The sequence below is a fragment of the uncultured Porticoccus sp. genome (assembly GCF_913061305.1).
GTDB lineage: Bacteria > Pseudomonadota > Gammaproteobacteria > Pseudomonadales > Porticoccaceae > Porticoccus.
On record NZ_CAJXST010000006.1, the window covers coordinates 93,520 to 112,220 of the forward strand.

General features: G+C 49.8%; 20 protein-coding genes. 11 read left to right on the forward strand and 9 right to left on the reverse strand.

Annotated elements, in window-relative coordinates; genetic code table 11:
• Nucleotides 1-6: 6 nt before the first annotated feature.
• From QZ516_RS08810 to QZ516_RS08835, 6 genes are all read right to left on the reverse strand, one after another.
• Nucleotides 7-1,155 carry a zonular occludens toxin domain-containing protein gene (locus QZ516_RS08810; protein ID WP_297188548.1) on the reverse strand — a complete coding sequence of 383 codons (1,149 nt, stop codon included), beginning with the start codon at nt 1,153-1,155 and terminating at the stop codon, nt 7-9.
• Nucleotides 1,152-1,499 carry a DUF2523 family protein gene (locus tag QZ516_RS08815; RefSeq protein WP_297188549.1) on the reverse strand — a complete coding sequence of 116 codons (348 nt, stop codon included), beginning with the start codon at nt 1,497-1,499 and terminating at the stop codon, nt 1,152-1,154. The genes QZ516_RS08810 and QZ516_RS08815 overlap by 4 nt, the downstream gene beginning before the upstream one ends.
• Nucleotides 1,500-1,501: 2 nt before the next feature.
• A complete protein-coding gene (locus QZ516_RS08820) occupies nt 1,502-2,932 on the reverse strand; it encodes a virulence factor TspB C-terminal domain-related protein (RefSeq protein ID WP_297188560.1) in 1,431 nt (476 codons plus the stop codon).
• Between the two features lie 93 nt (nt 2,933-3,025).
• The gene (locus tag QZ516_RS08825) at nt 3,026-3,256 is read right to left on the reverse strand and encodes a major capsid protein (RefSeq protein ID WP_297188562.1); all 231 of its coding nucleotides are present in this window, start codon (nt 3,254-3,256) and stop codon (nt 3,026-3,028) included.
• A gap of 375 nt (nt 3,257-3,631) precedes the next feature.
• Nucleotides 3,632-3,946 (reverse strand): hypothetical protein, encoded by a 315-nt coding sequence (locus QZ516_RS08830; RefSeq protein ID WP_297188564.1) that lies wholly within the window; start codon nt 3,944-3,946, stop codon nt 3,632-3,634.
• Nucleotides 3,947-3,973: 27 nt separating this feature from the next.
• Nucleotides 3,974-5,209, reverse strand: coding sequence for a phage/plasmid replication protein, II/X family (locus QZ516_RS08835; protein ID WP_297188566.1), 1,236 nt, complete (start codon nt 5,207-5,209; stop codon nt 3,974-3,976).
• Here QZ516_RS08835 and QZ516_RS08840 point away from each other — a divergent pair.
• A complete protein-coding gene (locus QZ516_RS08840) occupies nt 5,208-5,471 on the forward strand; it encodes a hypothetical protein (protein ID WP_297188568.1) in 264 nt (87 codons plus the stop codon). The two genes, QZ516_RS08835 and QZ516_RS08840, sit on opposite strands and share 2 nt — an antisense overlap.
• A gap of 136 nt (nt 5,472-5,607) precedes the next feature.
• Here QZ516_RS08840 and QZ516_RS08845 read toward each other — a convergent pair whose 3' ends face one another.
• Nucleotides 5,608-5,838: a DNA-binding protein gene (locus tag QZ516_RS08845; RefSeq protein ID WP_297188570.1), complete on the reverse strand. Its 231-nt coding sequence runs from the start codon at nt 5,836-5,838 to the stop codon at nt 5,608-5,610.
• 113 nt (nt 5,839-5,951) lie between these two features.
• Here QZ516_RS08845 and QZ516_RS08850 point away from each other — a divergent pair, with 113 nt between their 5' ends.
• From QZ516_RS08850 to QZ516_RS08880, 7 genes are all read left to right on the forward strand, one after another.
• Nucleotides 5,952-6,218: a helix-turn-helix transcriptional regulator gene (locus QZ516_RS08850; protein WP_297188572.1), complete on the forward strand. Its 267-nt coding sequence runs from the start codon at nt 5,952-5,954 to the stop codon at nt 6,216-6,218.
• Nucleotides 6,219-6,275: 57 nt separating this feature from the next.
• On the forward strand, nt 6,276-6,842 hold the full coding sequence (locus QZ516_RS08855) for a hypothetical protein (protein ID WP_297188574.1): 567 nt from the start codon (nt 6,276-6,278) through the stop codon (nt 6,840-6,842).
• A gap of 390 nt (nt 6,843-7,232) precedes the next feature.
• On the forward strand, nt 7,233-7,592 hold the full coding sequence (locus QZ516_RS08860) for a metalloregulator ArsR/SmtB family transcription factor (RefSeq protein ID WP_297188576.1): 360 nt from the start codon (nt 7,233-7,235) through the stop codon (nt 7,590-7,592).
• Between the two features lie 69 nt (nt 7,593-7,661).
• Nucleotides 7,662-8,624 carry a zinc-dependent alcohol dehydrogenase family protein gene (locus QZ516_RS08865; RefSeq protein WP_297188578.1) on the forward strand — a complete coding sequence of 321 codons (963 nt, stop codon included), beginning with the start codon at nt 7,662-7,664 and terminating at the stop codon, nt 8,622-8,624.
• 28 nt (nt 8,625-8,652) lie between these two features.
• Nucleotides 8,653-8,964 (forward strand): antibiotic biosynthesis monooxygenase family protein, encoded by a 312-nt coding sequence (locus QZ516_RS08870; RefSeq protein WP_297188580.1) that lies wholly within the window; start codon nt 8,653-8,655, stop codon nt 8,962-8,964.
• Entirely contained in the window at nt 8,961-9,332 is a 372-nt protein-coding gene (locus tag QZ516_RS08875) for an alcohol dehydrogenase catalytic domain-containing protein (RefSeq protein WP_297188582.1), read from the forward strand. The genes QZ516_RS08870 and QZ516_RS08875 overlap by 4 nt, the downstream gene beginning before the upstream one ends.
• A complete protein-coding gene (locus tag QZ516_RS08880; RefSeq protein ID WP_297188583.1) occupies nt 9,325-9,621 on the forward strand; it encodes a hypothetical protein in 297 nt (98 codons plus the stop codon). Before QZ516_RS08875 ends, QZ516_RS08880 begins: the two co-directional genes overlap by 8 nt.
• A 146-nt stretch (nt 9,622-9,767) precedes the next feature.
• Here QZ516_RS08880 and QZ516_RS08885 read toward each other — a convergent pair whose 3' ends face one another.
• The gene (locus QZ516_RS08885) at nt 9,768-10,376 is read right to left on the reverse strand and encodes a PEP-CTERM sorting domain-containing protein (RefSeq protein ID WP_297188585.1); all 609 of its coding nucleotides are present in this window, start codon (nt 10,374-10,376) and stop codon (nt 9,768-9,770) included.
• A 421-nt stretch (nt 10,377-10,797) separates the two neighbouring features.
• Here QZ516_RS08885 and QZ516_RS08890 point away from each other — a divergent pair, with 421 nt between their 5' ends.
• From QZ516_RS08890 to QZ516_RS08900, 3 genes are all read left to right on the forward strand, one after another.
• Nucleotides 10,798-11,664, forward strand: coding sequence for an outer membrane lipoprotein-sorting protein (locus QZ516_RS08890; protein ID WP_297188587.1), 867 nt, complete (start codon nt 10,798-10,800; stop codon nt 11,662-11,664).
• Between the two features lies 1 nt (nt 11,665).
• Complete coding sequence (locus tag QZ516_RS08895; protein ID WP_297188589.1) at nt 11,666-13,150, forward strand: hypothetical protein; 1,485 nt, start codon at nt 11,666-11,668, stop codon at nt 13,148-13,150.
• Between the two features lie 93 nt (nt 13,151-13,243).
• Nucleotides 13,244-15,832: an MMPL family transporter gene (locus tag QZ516_RS08900; RefSeq protein WP_297188591.1), complete on the forward strand. Its 2,589-nt coding sequence runs from the start codon at nt 13,244-13,246 to the stop codon at nt 15,830-15,832.
• On the opposite strand, the gene prsT is transcribed toward QZ516_RS08900, so the two are convergent.
• The gene (gene prsT, locus QZ516_RS08905; protein WP_297188593.1) at nt 15,829-18,606 is read right to left on the reverse strand and encodes an XrtA/PEP-CTERM system TPR-repeat protein PrsT; all 2,778 of its coding nucleotides are present in this window, start codon (nt 18,604-18,606) and stop codon (nt 15,829-15,831) included. The two genes, QZ516_RS08900 and prsT, sit on opposite strands and share 4 nt — an antisense overlap.
• Nucleotides 18,607-18,701: the final 95 nt, after the last annotated feature.

The following is an 18,701-nucleotide window of genomic DNA, read 5'->3' on the forward strand; positions in this document are numbered from 1 at the left end:
TGGCCATTAGAAACGGTTATGGAGGTTCGAACGGGTAACGTTTGGATCCAGTAGGCGAGGCTCAGAACTATTACGTGAAGGAGACGAAGCCGGAGAATCATGTAAATAAACAACTGATCTGGGGGCGGTATCGGCGGGAGCTAACGCTTCCCCGCTTCGATACCTGCCCCCCTCCAATGGCTCAGGTAATGGGCGAGAATGGTCGAACCAACCAGACGCAACAATAGAACGACAGAGCGAATCGGGAACATCAAGTGGGGTAGCCTGTTGAGTGTGGCAGCGGCAAATATCAGTAGCGTGATTGATGATACAAGCAGCCGGTTTTGGGGCTTGCTCCGGTTTCATCAGATCATCATAGGCCGGGGAAGTGTGAGGAAGGCCAGCAATGCGAGGAGTATGCAAATCAACCCATGACAAATCTGAATGGCCATTAAGTGGACTGGTAGGGACAAACGGCAAAGCGGATGCGGTTTCAGATTCAGCACCGATATAACTTCGATCCTGAGTCAACGTTGAATAGGCGAACCAGATCAGGCCAATAAGAATGAGCGGCAGCGGTGCCAGGTAGAGCAGTTTTTTATACGGCAACCGGTTTTTGTGAGTATGGATCGACGCACTCCGATAGTAAGAAAAATATTTTTTATCAAAGGGAATTGTCTCACGATCACAGTGCTGGTATTTAGTAGGGTTTTGCGGGCTATTGCAGAAAGACTGATAAACGAAGTGCCGTGATTTAGCGCTGCCCCCTACCCCCTCAAGATGACGGTGCTCCTCAATAAAACCCTGAATAGCTGGGTCAAACTGACCAGTCGCTTTCTGAGCAGTCAGCAGGAAATCAAAACCTTTATCCCGATGATCGGATAACAAATCCACAGATTTAGGGACTGGGTCACGGTGGTTACGGTAAGGCCATACAGTCCGGAATTCGTCGATAAAGAAAATCGATCCCTCAGGAAAATCCCACCAATCAAGCACCTGATCTTTAGTGAGAGATGTCCAGTCGAGTACTCCTGCCTCAGCAATACCAATAGGCTTGGATTCAGGCGAATAATAAAAAACAGGCCTGTCGCCATCGGGATTAAGCTGTTCAACAACGAATTTTATAGCGTTAAGGGTTTTGCCTGATCCATTGGACCCTGTGTAAAGATAAATCATGCTTTGAGCACCGCAGGACGATTGGCAACCATTTTTGTAATGCCGGCAGTAACTTTTATCGAAACGGCAGATGCAGCTGCGCCGGTAATAATAGCGATCGCATCAGGGACGCCCATAACCTCGGCAATCTGAATCAGTGACGGGGGAAAATCTTGGTACCGGGCCAAAAGATAAGTGGAACCCGTTTCTATAGCAGCATCCATGCCAAGGTAAGTAACATAGCCAATGCCAAGGGCAACTATCCCGTAGTGAATAATGAAGGGGATAGCCCAGTAGAGCATACGGAAAACGAACATACTGAGGGTGGCCCAAAGACCAGCAGCAGCGATAAAAGGCAAGGCCATGGTTACAACTCCCGAATAGTATTAAAAATCATCATGAAACCAACGAGTGATGCAGCAAAGCGAACAATGGCACCAATCCACTGGAACAGACTGCAATGGTTAGACATGTCCAGAACAATAGGAGCCATTGAACCACCCAGGCTGATAGTTATGTCGTCTGGACACGTGCCAGAGGTAGTAGCAACTTCAGTGAATGCAGACAATTCATCCGATAGATCAACCTCTTTGTCGCGCTCATAACCATCAGCAATCATTTGAGCCTCAACAGTGTCAAGGTCGGCAAGACCGAGACTAGAGGCACCAGTATCAACTGCAGCTAGAGCAGTATCCTGATCACGTAATTCACAGACTTCGGAATGTTTCTGCTGAATGAGTGAACAAATAATGGGGTCACCGTCGCAAACTGGATCAGAAGAACAATCATTAATACCAGTAACTAAATCGAATTCACCACAAGCATCTTTATGCTGTTGAATGAGCAACGCGCAGCCGACAGGATCACCATCACAGGATGGAATGACAGAGCACGATCCTGAGCCGGAAACTCGGACACCATCTGTTTCTTGTTCGCCACCTTGATCTGTACTGCTCGAGGATGTTGAACCGGTAACGGTGCCGCCACTATCTGTCGTTGAGCTGGTTGTAGACGTGGAGACATTGCCTGAGCTGTCAGTAGTTTTAGTAGTTGTGGTGGTCGTGGTGTTGCCAGAGCTATCAGTTGAAGTTGTTTGGGTGGTTTCGGTTTTAAAGGGGCCCGATTCGTCCACACCTAACTCTGTAGTTTTGGTGGTTGTGCTGGTTGAGCCGTCAGAACTGGAGGAGGTCTGAGTGTCAACTTCAGTATCTACAGCAGCTGGAAAGCCTTGAGTCCAATTATCAAAGGGGGAATCTTCGCTAGTGCCGGGTAATGTAGGCGCGTTGAAATCATCAGATGCAATGGAGCCTTCGGGCCATGTTGTGGGGTCGTTAGGGTCAACTGTCTGATCAGTTTTTGTGTACTGATTCAAACAAATATCCATGTCACAGATGCCAAGACCATCATTTGTCCAAACGTCACCATTTGAATCGACAATAGTCGAGTCATTACATTCGGGCGACCAGGCGCGACATTGACCAATTGCTGTGTCACCGGTTTGAGGATTAGGATTAGTACACGCTTGAGAGTCATTATCCCACTCGGAGTCTTCTTCTGGGCATGGTGAGCCGCCACCAGTCCAGGAATAACAATAATAGCGGTCTGAATTAGATGAGTGCGGGACTGACTTGTGCCAACCATTTGCGTAGCTACCGAGCCAAATAGCACACATGGAACCGGGGCCCTCAGAACTGATTGAATGGTAAGTGTGACCATGGACTGTTATTTGCTGCCAGCCAGCAAGGGCAGAAGCACTAAACAGAGTCAGACCGAGAAAAAGAAAAACGGAACGGATCATCTGAGCAAAATCCAGAAAGCTGCGAGTACAGAGACGAGTACGTAAGTTTCAAGTGTCATAAAAGAATGGGGGCAGTTGCCTGCCCCCTGCCCCTTAGAAAAAGGACGCCTTGACCCAGCGATAGGTCAAGGAAATACCAGCCAGTACCAGAATGGCACCACCCACAGCAGCAATGGCAGTACCAGCGTCGGTGATTTCGGCAACGGCGGCGGTAGTGTCAATGGCAGCCATAGAGACTGACGGAACGAGCGCAGCAGTAACGAGAACAGCTTTGCCCAAGGTTGATTTGCACAAGTCTTGTGCGTTGAGTAGATGACGTTTCACAACGTTATCCTCCACTTAAAAGCCAGTTTTTAAGATAGGGAACCGGCATTGCCCTTAGTACCGAGACGCCTCGCAACGGAGAACGAATCGAATAACTAACCGGAAAACATAGGCAATAACGAAAATGCCTACAGTTGGAACCAGTAAGGATTGGATATCAGACAGCGATAGATCGGCGAGAATAGTGGATGAAGAAACAACCAGATCACCAGAGCAATTCAGGAAGCCAGAACTATCAACTGTCCATGGAACAGAACAACCAGCGTTATACATGATTGGACCCATACTTTTTACGATCCGAATACTGCTGGAGAGCTACAACAGCATAGGGGATCGTCAAGACAATAAGGGCCAAAAGTAACGGAGCCGGGTGCATTAGCTGGCAGCCCGAACGGATGGCGCGGATTTATTCGCAGGCTCGCAATCCAGTACACTGAAAATCAGTTGTTGATCCCAGAACTCTTTTTCGAGACCGGTGCCTTTCTCTACATACTGTTTGTGACGTACCCAGGCGCGAAGATCGAGGGTAAGTTGCACTTCATCACCTGGCTGGCCTAGTTGTCGGTCAGATATGACCTTAAAAGTGGAAGGCTGGCTGTATTGGTCGGGCGCAGGTGTTTGTACCAACGTTTGAAAGCTGTTCGGAAGTTTGACCATTTTTGAGAGTCGAGCTGTCATTTTAATTTGCATTTTTATTGCCTCCTGGGCATGGGTTGATTAAGCGACAAGGCGCAGATGTCTGCGTTTGTCATCAAAGCCAGATTCAGGTTCTACATACCAATCTGGACGCTGATTAGTGAAATCCACGCGGATTAGCTGGACCATAGGAACAACGTTGTCGTGCGGTCTGCGTGGGTCGAGGGACTTGAGGAAACCACGAGAAAGGCCGATTTCTTCGAGGCATTTGACATTACGGTAGAAGGTTGAACTCTTCTCTTTTGCGAGCTGATCATAGCCTTCTGACTTGATATTTCGGTAAGTCTGATAGATCGCATTGGCTTTACGGCGGTTAAGGCGACCAGAGGCAGAGACCGTGATAAAACGGCTTTCTATCTCAAGTTTGATTTTTTCATCATCAACATTTTTCATTGTGTGACCCTCGATCTGGGAAAATACTTTTTTAAAGGCTGTGGACCATAGATATTGGCAAAGCGGTTCTTTGTGGACGGACTGAAACCAGTCATGGAAGCGGAGAAATTCAGGCAGACGGCGAGGAATACCGAGCCGGTCTAAACCTCGATGGCCAGAGGTGGCTTCAAGCCGGAGACGACCATAGGCGAAGTCTTGAAGGCGTTTATCACTGAGAATATCTACTCTCGATTGATTGCGCTGCCGCTTGCAGGTATCCAGATCAGCGAGAAGCTCTTGTTCTTTGTAGTAAACTTTTTGACGGAAGTACTCGCTGCAGCGGTTTGCCTGAACATAGCCAACATGACGGGAAATCATTTCTTTGTTCGGGAATACAGCCTCGACAAGATTTATCAGCTGATTGCGCTGATAGGTCGATGGAACGAAGGCGCTGTAGGTTGAATCCAGATAACGGACTTCTGAATTTTCAATGTCGAGGTGTTGGTAAATTTTCGGGAATGCCATCTGGAGGGATGCCAGCATCTGATAAAGACCGGGGCGGATATTTTCAGAGCCAAAAACGTTATGACCCTGGAGGATTTTATTCGGGCTGGCTTTGATGCTGACGTGTGGCCAAGGGTAGAAACCATTGCCTTCAGGGTGAAAACCCACAGCGACCGATGAAATACTAGAGCTGATCGTTTCCCACTTTCGGGCTTTGGGATCTGAATAGACCCTCTCCCCTTCAACGAACATAACCGGACAATCAGCAGGAAAGTCATAATCACGGATATCGACTGAACCAGTACGCTGATCATTTGTAAGCGAAGTTTCGGAGACATGAAACTCGTGGAAGGGAATCCTTAAATCCAGTTTATCCCACATGTTAAAAAGTCCCATCATGGGACTGATACGGGGCATTAGAGTGCCCCGTACGGCTTTCGCCGACACACACCGGAATCAGGCCTTGCTCGATGCCAACGAGAGCGACCGAAATCAAAAAAAGGACCTCGGCCTGATGGGACGTCAGGCCATAGGTCAATTGGAGATTGGCAAGGTGGTTCAGGACGAGATTACGAGAAGGGATACTATCGATCTGGCCGAAAAGGCCATCGAGCAAGAGCTGTTCTTCAGGGAAGAGAGCTAACTGTTCCGTCAGAGAGAATACAAAGCAAGATGGGCAAAAAGAGCCGTGGACAAAACCAAGCGCGCTTGGTTGTTGTCCACCGCTGACGCCCTCACGGGCTTCGGCCCCTTGTTCGGCTCGCGCCGAACTTATCTTGTCAAACATCATCGTAATCACCCTTAACGAACTCATCTTTCCCAGCGGCTAGGTCAGTGCGAAACTTTTCGAGGTTGATCAGGCGGGAGCCACCCATTTTGATGGTGGGTACTGCACGGGTAATCACCCAGGAACGAATGGTTTTTTCATCCTTACCGACGAACGCAGCAAACTGGGCCTGTGACATGACCGGAGGGATGGCAATCATGTTTATTTTTGTATCAACTTCCATTTAGGCCACCAGTCAAATAGAATCAAAGTCAAATAGAGTCAAAATATATTGATGCAATAATTACATCATAAATTAAACTTTAATGCAACTATTGCACTAAGAATCTATAGAAAATGGATGTAGAAGAGAGGATAAAAAGAACGATAGAGCATAAAAAGCTGTCATATCATGACTTAGCTATGCGGAGTGGTATCGCTGCTCAAAGATGGAATAACTCATTGAATAAAAGGACAAAAATACGGTGGGAAGAAATAGACGCAATATGCAAAATATTCCCAGAATATGAGTACTGGATTACAAGAGAAAAGACAGCACCTGAAATAGGGCAAATCAGCCCGGAGACGGAAAAAATAACAGATGATTACCGCAAACAAGGATAGGCTGGCTGATTGCTGAAAGGATTAAGGAAAGATGGCAAACAGGGAATGGGAATGAGGATGGATAGCCAAAAGAAAAGATTAAGAGACTTAATTACAGCTGTGGGCCTAATGGCCATAAGCTGGGGATGTATTGCTCAAGACTACACCGTTTATGAACCTGGACGACCTGACCCAGTGAGCGCACTGGGTATAGGAATCGGGAGCTATGTTGGCAACAGGATGGTCCAGGATATGGGCTACGAATTGCAAACTAAATACATCAACTTCCAAGGCGAAGAAGTCACCTTCCAATACCAGCGCTGGAAGATTATTGAAAAAACAGTGTGTGGCAACAAGCAGGGACACACACAGACCTATTCAAAATGCACCAAGGCAGCGAAAGCACTGTTCGAAACAGCCTGTGACGAACTGCGAAAAAGCAACAGCGGTGCTAGTCGAAACACGAATATGTACTGTTCAGCTGCACTTTCCTATAAACCGGTCATTGCCGAAATCAAACCTGCCAGAGAGAAAACTGAGCTCGAGATCCGAAAAGAGAAATGCAACAGGCTGATTATGGAGGCTTCAATCACCAATACAGCGCAGAAAAGAGCTGAACGGGACAAGGCCTGTAAGAAGAAATAACATCCACCTCAACATCAACTTTTGTTGATTTCATATGCTTTTATTTGACTTAGGCGGGATGATAAGTAGTTGTTTTTGATGCTATTTGTATGCGGTGTTATTCTTCATAATGCTGGGGTCGGTGGTTCAAGTCCACCCGTAGCTACCATATTCAAAGGGTTACGTACGCGTAGCCCTTTTTGTTTCTGCCAAATGCGTGAGATTTGCGTGCCCCTCCTTTTGTCGCAGCATTTGGACTTTTCAGTAGCGTTACGGGATCTCACTCTGCGAAAAGCAAGCTAACCGCTTCCTTTGTATTTGATAAAAAATGATAATTTTTATTAGAGCCGAATGTCGTCCTGCTTGGCTTTGCGTATAAAACGTTTGTTTATATAGGCAATGTAAAATAGTTTGAAAAACGGCAGAAATTATATTGATGTTTCTAGATATAGCGATATAATGATGCGCATGAACATACTAGAAGCATTTAAAGCGTTAGGTAATCCAACACGATTATCAATACTGCAAAACCTTCGGGAGCCGGAAAAGCATTTTCCGCCTCAGGATGAAGGCGATGTGACTATTGATGGTGTTTGTGTCGGTAGCATTCAGGAAGGCGTTGGGTTGAGCCAGTCGACTACGTCGACGTATTTAGCTTCGTTGCAACGTGCTGGACTTGTTACTTCCAAGCGAATGGGTGGATGGACCTACTATAAAAGAAATGAAGCGAATATCAAAAAATTGATTGAGCTTCTTGGCAGAGAGTTGTGATACCGCTCTTTTTTTTAAACTCAATATATCGGAATATACCGATATATAAATATATAGATAGGTGAAAATATGCGAGCAATGATTTTAAAGTCTTTTGGTGGACCTGAGAGTTTTAGTGAGGTTGTATTACCCAAACCAGAGCCTGGTAAAGGGCAAGTTTTAGTGAGGGTCCATGCGACCTCCATCAACCCGTTGGACTACCAGGTTAGACGCGGAGATTATAAAGATTATGTTCCACTGCCAGCGATTACGGGACACGACGTCTCTGGCGTCATTGAGTCAGTTGGTCCTGGTGTGACGGCATTCAAGCCCGGAGATGAAGTGTGGTACACGCCTGAAATCTTTGCTGGCCAGGGTAGCTATGCCGAATATCACGTTGCCCATGAATCAATAGTTGGCCTCAAGCCCAGTTCACTTACTCATCTTGAAGCAGCAGCACTAAGCTTAGTCGGCGGTACAGTGTGGGAGGCTTTGATTACCAGAGTCAATCTACAAGTGGGTGAAACCATTCTGGTGCATGGTGGTGCTGGCGGTGTTGGCCACATTGCGATTCAGGTTGCTAAAGCGGCGGGTGCGCGAGTGCTAACCACGGTATCTTCGCAAAACGCAGCATTTGTAAAAAGTTTAGGCGCAGATCTCGTCATTGACTATAAGCAAACCGATTACGTTGAAGCCGTGCTCGAAGCAACGGATGGGAAAGGTGTGAATGTAGTGTTTGATACCGTCGGTGGCGATACGCTTCAGAGAAGCCCATTGGTATTGGATCAACTGGGGCGCGTTGTCAGCATAGTAGACATCGCCACCCCTCAAAACCTGATTGAAGCCTGGGGACGAAATGCCAGTTATCACTTTGTCTTCACCCGTCAAAACCGGGGCAAGCTGGATGACCTTTCGCGTTTGGTTGAAAGAGGGCTGCTCAAGCCACACGTCGGTGCAACGTATCCCCTATCTGAAGTGGGTCTTGCGCATGCCCGACTTGAACAAAAATCAAACGGTTTACGCGGCAAAATTGCCATCGATGTAACCGCTTAATTGCGTCATAAGCCCGGAGGAATAATCAATGGTTATTGAAATTGCCCGCTTTCAAGTAGCGCCCGATCAACAAAAAGGTTTCTTTGATGCCTTTGCCGATGTGAAAGCCTACGTTGAAAAAGCTGAAGGCTATCAATCGCACGTAATTAGCCAAGAGATCGAAGATTCGTCTCGTATCAGTTTAATGGTGAAATGGCGAAGCTACGAAGATCATGTTGAGCTTTTTGAGCCCAGTGAAGATCATGAAATTTTTATTAATGCACTGATGCCTTTCTTACAGGACGAGGTGGAGGTTTTTCACTTCAATACAGCACTGGCCTCAATCGGAGGTGAAAAATGAAAGCAGTAAGTTTATCAGAATATCTTCCTGCCGATGTTCAGGATTCGCTGGTTGCTTTTGATGCGCCAAAACCAGGTCCTCGTGACCTCTTGGTTGCAGTTAAAGCCGCATCCATCAATCCGGTAGACACCAAGGTGCGCCGTAATGGCGTACCTGAGTCTGGCCATCGCATTCTTGGTTATGATGCGTCCGGTGTTGTCAAAGGCGTCGGCGACGAGGTTACGCTTTTTCAACCTGGCGATGAGGTGTTTTATGCCGGAGATATTGGCCGCCCAGGGACAAACGCCGAGTTTCATGCCGTAGATGAAAGGCTAGTGGATCCTAAACCACACGCTATCTCGTTTGAGGAAGCAGCTTCCAATGATTGACGACCCGGGTTCATTGGACATATCCAAAATGAAACTGACGTCGCTCAGTTTTCATTGGGAAGTCATGTTTACGAGGCCGACTAACCCCATTGACCGAGCGTACAAGGCGGTGGAACTGATGGACCTGAGCCAGCGTACCTTGAAGCGCTGGCGCGAAACCAACGCCTCTTCGGGCACGCCCCCGGATAACGGTCAAGGGCATTTTGACTCTGCAACGATCTCCCTACTCATCAACCAACTTCCTGTTCAACCGCGTTCAGCAATGCATCGATTTCAATTCACACTGTGACTTTGGGTCCCAGCCTATGAGCCGCAATCTCTATCGCTACATCCCAGGCAACTTAACCTGTCTTACTCACATTGATGACAAAACAGACTGACATAAAAAAACCCGCAATTAGCGGGTTTTTTTATTGGCGCGAAGAGCCGCTGGTATCAGCTTGCCCGACGACGGCGACGCAGGGCCATCGCAAGGAGGCCGGCGGCAAGCAAGGCCAGCGGAGCCGGCTCGGGAATCTCGTTGCTCTCGAACTCATAGGAGGCAAAGTGATTATTAACGTCAGTGGCATCCACCCCAGTCAACTGGAATAAGGAGCTACCACTGGCATCAAGAAAATTAAAGTCGTAAATATCACGATTCGAGCAGCAATCTGTCCGTCCAAAAATTGCAATACTGCTCAGATCCACTGCCTCAAGAAATGTAATAGTCAGCGTATCACCTGTTTTTGGGTTGCCTTCATGGAAGACACTGCCGTTGGAAAATACACCATCAGTATTTCCATCAATGGCTTTGTCCGGCGTGGAGGATGCGTTCCAGCTATCGGGCGCTGACGCCGTTGCCGTTAGCGCAACATTCACATTACTCATGTCGAAGGCCTGAAATTCAGCTACCTGCAACCATTCATTAATACTGTTGGAAATCTCAACGCTTTTCACGCCCATCAAACCAGCATTGGCACCGGCCATAAAAGAAACAACTACGGTACAAACGGCAACCTGACTAGCAAAACGACGCAAGCGCGATGTGATCTTGGAGTTCAACATACTTCTGACCTTATTCAATCTGTTTAAAGGATGCTTTTGATATAACTGGAACAATAAGCAAAAACTGGGCCAAAAAAATAATCTACTTTTAGATCAGATAGATATATTAATAATACAAAGCGGTCATTAAGCTTCTGTAAAAAAACCTGACGCGAGCTTGCTGCCACAACTTTCTTTAACCCGAGTGTTATAACCTGAGCGCTATCTACCCACTTTATATACGCCAGACCACACATCTGGCTGGTTGCTCTCTACCCTATCGACCTGTGCAGGTACTAAAGTACAAGTTAAAGCACCCGGGTCCGGCACACCGGCTTGCTTACTTTGGTTGCATTTTCTTTGGGTCACTGCAGTATGACGATACTGTTCCCGTGAATCGCTTAGATCGTTAGAATGATAAAAATCAATCACAGGGATGACCGTGCATATTTCCTTCAGTAATATCAGGCAGTGGGTAGCAACCCTTTCACTACTGATGCTCACCAGCCTCGGCTGGGCCGGGCCGCATAATCCAACTGTGGCGGCCAATCAGAAAAGTGAAGGTCTCAAACTGGCTCAAGCTGTCTATGACAACCCTACCGGCCAGGATGCCAGCTCCCAGGTAGTCATGGTACTGGAAGGTAGCGGCTCGACCAGACAGCGCAAGCTGTTCAGCTATGCGCTGGATAAGGGCAATGCCGAGCGATGGACACTACTCCGCTTTGTGAAACCGAACGATGTGGCAGGGACCGGTCTGCTGACCAAGGATTACGCTGGCGACGAGAGCGACCAATGGCTGTACCTGCCTGCTCTGGAACGGGTTCGCCGCATCGCCTCTTCGAGAAAAGGCGGCCGGTTTGTTGGCTCCGATTTCTACTATGAAGACTTATCCGACCGGGAAGCTTCCATGGATCACCACCGGATTATCGGCAAGGACAAGGTTGGCGGCGCCGGCTGTACACTACTGGAGAGTATTCCGGTCGATAAATCCAACTCGGTTTATAGCAAACGCATCCTCTGCATTCATCCGGGAATTCTCGTTCCCCTGCGCATCGATTACTACGAAAACAACCGGGAAGAACCCACCAAAAGACTCCAGGCGCGCAAAATCAAACGGGTTCAGGGCTACTGGACCATTTTTGATAGTACGATGTATAACCTGCAAACCGGTCATAGTACTAAATTAATCACTATCAACATCCAATACGATCAGGGAATTCCCGAAGCACTTTTCAGCCAGAGAGGTCTCTCTGATGACAGCCGGGAAATACCATTCCGTCCTCAGAGCGAAGACAGCCAGGAAGATTGACATGAAAACAATTGACCGCGGATTAGCGACCCTTTTTGCCACCCTGCTACTGACCACCTTTACGTCTCCTGTCAGTGCTGAGGATTTTGACCTGCTGATTATTGAAGAGGAGTCAGATGAACTATTGATCCTTGACGATCAACCGGATTCGCTCGCCAGCGACGAAGATCCCGGTGATTCACTCATCCTTGATTCTGGTGAGGACGAAAACGGCTTATTTATTGATGAGGACGACGGCATCCCCACCGAGCCACCCCGGTTCACGAGCTATACCACTGAAAAATCAGCGGGCCCCACTGTCAAGCTGGACCGGTTATGGGTCGAGTACGGGCACTTTACCCAACAAAGTGCTGACAAGAACCATCAGGGCTACATACACGGTCTGGCCACAGCCGAATGGTCGCCATCATCGGCGTGGGAGTTCCACGCCTCGGTTCGTGCGGATGGCTACAGGGAATCCGGCAGGAACGACTGGAGTGATTTCCGCCTCGATTACGATGAAATCTATGCACGCTACAAAACAGCCAGCTCCATCTTCACCGTTGGCACTCAGCGAGTGCTATGGGGCAGAATCGATGAGCTTCCCCCCACTGATCGCCTGAGCACTCAGGACTTTCGACGATTCGTGATCGATGACCTTGAGGATCGTCGGCTCGCCTCTCCCGCCCTCCGCCTGGAGCATTTTTTTGGGGACAGCAAAATAGACTTCGTGCTTTACCCCCACTTTCGTGAAACACAACTGGCTGACAGGGACAGCATCTGGTACCCCGTTAACAAGCGCACGGGTGAAATTCTCAGCCTGAAAACCACCGCTCTCGCAGAAACCATCGTAAAAAATGTACCCATCAAAGAAAATGCCCCCGACTCAGAGGGCGGTGCCGGTATCCGTTTCAGCACCCTGGGTTCCGGTTTTGACTATGCACTGACTGTGCAAAAAGGGCGTCAGACCGTACCCTACTTCAGCTATAACCCCGACCGGAATATTATTGAGGGCAAGTACCCACGCACCTGGATAGTCGGTGGTGACTTCGGTATTGAAGCCCTGGGTGGCACCGTCAAGTTCGAGGCGGCCTGGCTGAGCGACACACCCGTCACCCGGGTGGATGGCAGCTATACCACAGTTAAAAGCATCAGCTGGGGGGCGGCGCTGGAACTGTTCCCTGGAGACGGCGATGCCAGGCTCAACCTGCAGTTGACGGGCGTCAAGCTGCTCAGGGCGCCGGTTGTGATGGACCGCGCAGAAATCTATGCATTGAACGGCTCCTACAGCATACCTTTTGCCCAAAATCGCTGGCGAGCCAAATTCCGCTTCAATGTCGGCCTGGATAAAAAAGACATCTACTTTAACCCGGAAATCGCCTATACCGGGTGGGATGCCCAGGAAGTGTATCTGGAGTTCCACTTCTTTGACGGCAGTCTGGGAACGCCGGGCGGGTTTTATCAGGACAACGGCATCCTTACCCTGGGCTGGCGGGCAGATTATTGAGCAGCCTGGCGCCGGGCCAAATGATCAGGAATTACTGACATCAATAAAGAGCTACAGGATTATCGCCAGCAGCTAAGCAATGAGCGCCAACCGGTGGCGCTCATTCAGGACGGTATTCTATTGGTCGTCAATGAGCTCTTTGCACAGCATGCGGGCTTTGAATCACCGGCAGAGCTGGAATCAACTCCGTTACTGGACTTGCTGGAAGGGCTGACCAAGGAGCAAACCCGCGACTTTCTGGCGAGTGCCAGCCAGACGGATAAAAATACCCGCGACATTCCCCATATAAAAGTCGCCTTGCGACGCAATGATGGTACGCGCCTTCCGGCCGAAATTCACGCCCACCAAAGCAGTCTGAACGGGGAAAAAGTCGTCAAGCTTTACCTGCTGACGGCAGACGACCTGACGCCGTCACGACGTATGCTCAGACTGCCCTGGAGGCTGTATTTCTGCCTGTTTGGCCTGATCCTTATCGCCGCATTGCCCAATCTGTTACTCCCCAACCTGAACATCAATAACGCGCCCAGGACCTATCTTCCAGCCGATGCGCCCTCTGTTTTAATCGACCAACAGATACGCGAAACCTTTCCCGACGATGAAGTCATCGTGATGCTGTTTGAAGGTCTGGCGATGTTTTCAGACGATTTCCTGCTGGCCTATCACCAGCTGTCCCAGTCGCTGTCTGCACACCCCCTGATCGACAGCGTGATCGGGATCACCCGACAGGACCACATCAGTGGCTCCGCTGACGGATTTCTGGTCGAGCCGCTTATCAATATCGAAACCCTGGCAGACACTCTGCCCGCAGAGCGCCGCGAACGAGCACTCTCGGACCGGTTTGCCATGAATTCCCTGATCGCGGCTGACGGTTCGGCTATCGCGCTCGTGGTGATCCCCCAGTCACTGGACGACAGTTTTCGCCACCTGGCGCTGGAGCAGGAAATTGTCGCGCTGGTTGAGGAAAACCGGCTGGACGGCTACCTGACGGCAATGGCTGGCGAAATCGCCACGGATGTAGCGCAGATGCGGGCCATCCTGCGCGACAACATGATTTTTATTCCCACCACTGTATTGGTCGGCCTGATCCTGATCTGGTGGCTGTTTCATCGCTGGATGGCCGTCATCATTACCGGTATCGTCACCGGAGCGGTGGTCAGCTCAACCATTGCTTTCTACGTCATCTTTCGGCAACCATTCAACTCCATTGCAGGCATTATTCCGCCGCTGCTGTCAGCGCTCACGATTGCCGCCCTGGTGCATTTTTTCAATGCGCTGCAGTACGCCTCCAAGCGAGGTCTGTCCGGCAACGACAGGGTACAGTCCGCGCTGTCACAAATCCGTCGACCGGCGCTGTTCAGCGCCCTGACAACCTCTGCCGGTCTCGCCTCGCTCGGGCTGAGCCCGATCCCGCCCATCAGCACTTTCGGACTCACCGCAGCTGCCGGCGTGTTTTTGATTTACCTGATTGTCATACACCTGCTGCCACCGATCTTCTCCCGTTACGACAACCGGCAATGGCCCCACCATAAAGCCGGACTTGGGTTGATGGATGTCATGGTGAAAGGGCTTTTTCACACCGGCATTCGCTATCCGGTATGGGTGTTGGGTTTTACCGTAGTAATCATGGCGGCAACGATCCCCCAGATATTCAAGGTCGATGTAGAAACCAACATTCTCGAGTTCTTTCCTCCCAGCCACTCTCTTCGCCAGGCAACAGAACACATTGAAGAGAAACTCGTCGGCACCACACCACTGGAAGTGTTCTTTAGTTCCGATCAACCGGACGCGCTGATAACACCGGAGGCACTACAGGGTATAAGGCGATTTCAGAATTGGCTGGGCCGACAGCCAGAGGTGGACAAGAGCATGTCGGCAGCTGATTTCGTGGAAGAAATGCACTGGGGTTTCCACGAAGAGAACAACCGGTTCAGGAGAATCCCGCAAAATCCGGACCTGATCAGTCAATACCTGTTTATTTATGACGGCACCGATTTGTATGACTTTATTGACCGGGACTTCCGCCGGGCGCGGGTCGCCATCAACGTCAATGTGCACGGCGCAAATGAGATTGGCGACCTGATGGAACGGATTGGTTATTACCTCACGGCAACTCCGATAGATGGAGCTGATTGGGAGCTGGCGGGAGCCGGCAGAATGTTCGCCGACCAGGAAGACCTGCTGGTCAAAGGCCAGATATACAGTCTTGGCGGGGCCCTGTTACTGATATTATTACTGATGCTGGGTTTGTGGCGGTCCGTTCAGGACACCCTCATTTGCATGATTCCGAACATCTCACCCATTATCGTTATTTTTATCATCATGGGATTTCTGGGTATTTGGCTGGATATGGCCACAGCGATGATTGCCAGCGTAGCCGTAGGTATCGCGATTGACGATACCATTCACCTCTACCACGGTTTTATCGAGCGTATCAGACAGGGTCACAGCCCTGTCTACGCCCTGGCGCGAACATACAGCCTGGCAGGCCGGGCAGTGATGACAACCACCATCATTTTGTGCGCCCAGTTCAGCTTGCTGATGGCCAGCGCTTTTGTGCCGATGGGGCACTTTGGCATACTGACCAGTATCGGTTTACTCACCGCATTGCTGTTCGACCTACTGTTGCTGCCCGCCCTGCTGATTACGATCTATCGAACCAAACGCATTATCAGCTCGAACTAGTTTTTCGCTGTTAATGTTGCCAGCAACTTTTCTGCCTCGGCTCTCTCGGAGAAATCTTTTTTCTCTGACAACAATCTTTGCAAAGTCTCAATAGCCGCTTCAGTATTCCCCGCAGCCTGATCAATCATGGCGCTGTGATACTGCATCGCAGGGCTGCCATCGCCATCGGCCAGCGCTCGTTCGATAGAGCGCTGCGCCTTAATCAATTGATTATTTTTCAATTGCACTATCGCCAGCGTATCCAGTGTTGATGGTGTCCGGCCGCTGATATCTACAGCTTTCTCAGCATAATCCAGCGCTTTTTCCGGGTCGGAGTCACGCAATAACCAGGCGAGATTATTCAGCACCACCACGCTCTCCGGAGCGTCCTGCAGTGCGGCATCATACTGCTCAACAGCCTTATCCTCTTCTCCCTTGCCAACGTACAGGCTCGCCAGCTCATGCCTGACCGCGACATCGTCCGGATGCTCATTGAGCCAATCCGTCATCATCCCTTCTGCGACCTCTCTATCTCCAGCCAACCAGCGTTGCTGGGCGAGAAACAACATATTTCGGCTGGTGGGTGCTTTTGCAAATACTTTTTCCGATAGTTCCAGCGCACGCTCTCTGTCACCGCTCTCAAGGATATAGACTGCCTCCAGCTGCATAACTTCCGCATTTTCCGGCGCCAGTTTTTTCAAGATAGTCAGATTTTCTTCTACTGCTGGCTTGTCTTTCCCGCGAAGAAATATACGGGTTAGCTCGATACGCGGTTCGAGATAGCCGGGAGAGATCTGAAGCGCTTTTTCAAATTCAGCTTTTTCCCGATCGACATCATTCAGGCCACGATAAGTCATACCCAGATGATAATGTGGCTGAGGCGCATCAGGACGAAGAGCTATCAACTGTTCAAGGGTAGACCTGGCGGCGGAAAACTCGTTTCGGGCTAGCAGTGATAGCCCTTTGACATTGAGCACCTCGGGATTATTTTGTGACGCAGGATCCAGGGTGCTGAGGAGATTCGGCACCAGCTGCGGCTGATCTTTAGTCAGATAATAACGGGACAGCACAACTCGGGGCTGAGTCGCTTTTGGATGCGCTTCCATCGCCCGTTTCAGACTATCCTCCACACCCTGATCATCTTTTTCCAATTCAGCTAATGCAGCGAGTTTCATCAGTGTTGGCAGATTATCCGGAAGCGCTTCCAGTATTTTCTGGTAATAACCTTTGGCGCCATCAAAATCATTCTCCCGAATAGACAGGAGTGCCAGCTTGTCGTTGGCAGTGACATCATCAGGGAATACTGTCAGCGCCTGACTAAACGCAGCTCTCGCCTCAGCTGGTTTATCCAGTGAAAGATAGACCTGTCCGCGCAGATTATGGGGCGCGGCACTATCGGGCATTTTCTGCTCGAAGGCATCAACTGCGGCCAGTGCAGCATCTACATCTCCCTCCTTAAGATGGGCAGTTACCAGTAGAATATCCGCCTGCTCAAACTCCGGATCAAGTTTGAGCGCCGCCTCAATATGTTCAAAGCTGCTCGCCACCTGACCACTTGCAAGCAACCCTGCGCCCAGTCTGGCCTGCGCTTCCGGAGAATCGGGCTGCAGGGAAGCCACTTTCGCTAGAAGTGTCAACGCCTCCTCGGTTTTACCCTGCTTGATCAGGGCTCCCGCCAACAGGTTCAGCGCATCGATATCCTCAGGGTTTGCCTCAACAACAGCACGCATCAACTCTTCAGCTTCCACACCTTCACCCTCTCGCAGTTTCATATTGGCGAGAAGCTTCCTGCCGGGGGCGCTGTCCGGCGCGATGGAAAGGTAGCGATAGGAAAAATCCTCTGCCTGCGCAGAATTACCCAATTTGTCGTGAGCTGTCGCCAGATAAAACAACGACATGGGGTAGCGGTCTCCATCCGTTTGCGCCAGGTCAAAAGCCTCTGTGGCGGCTTTCATATCACCGTCGCGGAAGTGAATAATCCCCTGTAAATAGTTGGCGGCCGGGCTTTTTGGCGAACGTTTGATCAGCGCCGACGCATCCTCGGACGCACCGGTATTGTCCTCCTTCTGCAACCTTACCAGCGCCCGCTTATAGCGGTCCTCAAAGCGATCATCATCACTGGCCAGCGCCTTTGAGTAGGCAGCTTCTGCAGCATCCAGGTTCAAGCCTTGCAGCTCGATATCCCCAAGCAGGCTTAACGCCGGGGCATATTCCGGCTCCAGGTCAAACACCTTATCCAGCAAGCCCCTGGCTTCACTCCAGTCACCACCTGACTGTGTACCTTTCAGCTTGGCCTGGGCCACCAGGGCATAGGGAAGATCGGGGGCCGCTGAAATTGCTTTATCTATCAGTAGCGCAGCCTCATCTTCCTGTCCCCGCGCCAGCGAACCGAGTCCCTGTGACGCGAGCACCATAGAAAGATCAACACCAGAGAGAGTGTCTACCGGCAGCTCCTGCAATGGCTCAAATTGGTTTTGTAAAAGATGTGTTTGGGCAAGAAGAGGCAATACATCGCTGTCCGGCTGGCCCAGTTCATGGGCCACCTTCAACTCTTTTTCAGCATTGGCATAAGCCCCTTCGCTAAAGTAGTACTCACCCAACAACCACCTTGCCTGCTGGTTATTGCTATTTTTCTGCAACGCATTTTTTAACTCGATAACGGCAGCATTGTTCCTGCCTTCCGCAAAGTAGGCCTCCGCCTTGGCAACCTCCGGGTTTCCCGTCATGTCACTGGAGCAGGCCAGAATTAAACCTGCCGCAATCATCAGAAACCCTACCCGAAAAAACCTGCTCATAGAAAATTCCCTTTGTACCTGCCAGAGATTACTGCTTGCTTGAAAGCGATTAACATTATTCCGAAAAATAAAGCTGCATATTTGATAATAAAACT

Coding starts and splice junctions, on each gene's coding strand:
- QZ516_RS08810 (WP_297188548.1), bottom strand. CDS start 1,155: ATGATTTATCTTTACACAGGGTCCAATGGATCAGGCAAAACCCTTAAC.
- QZ516_RS08815 (WP_297188549.1), bottom strand. CDS start 1,499: ATGGCCTTGCCTTTTATCGCTGCTGCTGGTCTTTGGGCCACCCTCAGT.
- QZ516_RS08820 (WP_297188560.1), bottom strand. CDS start 2,932: ATGATCCGTTCCGTTTTTCTTTTTCTCGGTCTGACTCTGTTTAGTGCT.
- QZ516_RS08830 (WP_297188564.1), bottom strand. CDS start 3,946: ATGCAAATTAAAATGACAGCTCGACTCTCAAAAATGGTCAAACTTCCG.
- QZ516_RS08840 (WP_297188568.1), top strand. CDS start 5,208: ATGTTAAAAAGTCCCATCATGGGACTGATACGGGGCATTAGAGTGCCC.
- QZ516_RS08835 (WP_297188566.1), bottom strand. CDS start 5,209: ATGTGGGATAAACTGGATTTAAGGATTCCCTTCCACGAGTTTCATGTC.
- QZ516_RS08845 (WP_297188570.1), bottom strand. CDS start 5,838: ATGGAAGTTGATACAAAAATAAACATGATTGCCATCCCTCCGGTCATG.
- QZ516_RS08850 (WP_297188572.1), top strand. CDS start 5,952: ATGGATGTAGAAGAGAGGATAAAAAGAACGATAGAGCATAAAAAGCTG.
- QZ516_RS08855 (WP_297188574.1), top strand. CDS start 6,276: ATGGATAGCCAAAAGAAAAGATTAAGAGACTTAATTACAGCTGTGGGC.
- QZ516_RS08865 (WP_297188578.1), top strand. CDS start 7,662: ATGCGAGCAATGATTTTAAAGTCTTTTGGTGGACCTGAGAGTTTTAGT.
- QZ516_RS08870 (WP_297188580.1), top strand. CDS start 8,653: ATGGTTATTGAAATTGCCCGCTTTCAAGTAGCGCCCGATCAACAAAAA.
- QZ516_RS08875 (WP_297188582.1), top strand. CDS start 8,961: ATGAAAGCAGTAAGTTTATCAGAATATCTTCCTGCCGATGTTCAGGAT.
- QZ516_RS08880 (WP_297188583.1), top strand. CDS start 9,325: ATGATTGACGACCCGGGTTCATTGGACATATCCAAAATGAAACTGACG.
- QZ516_RS08885 (WP_297188585.1), bottom strand. CDS start 10,376: ATGTTGAACTCCAAGATCACATCGCGCTTGCGTCGTTTTGCTAGTCAG.
- QZ516_RS08895 (WP_297188589.1), top strand. CDS start 11,666: ATGAAAACAATTGACCGCGGATTAGCGACCCTTTTTGCCACCCTGCTA.
- prsT (WP_297188593.1), bottom strand. CDS start 18,606: ATGAGCAGGTTTTTTCGGGTAGGGTTTCTGATGATTGCGGCAGGTTTA.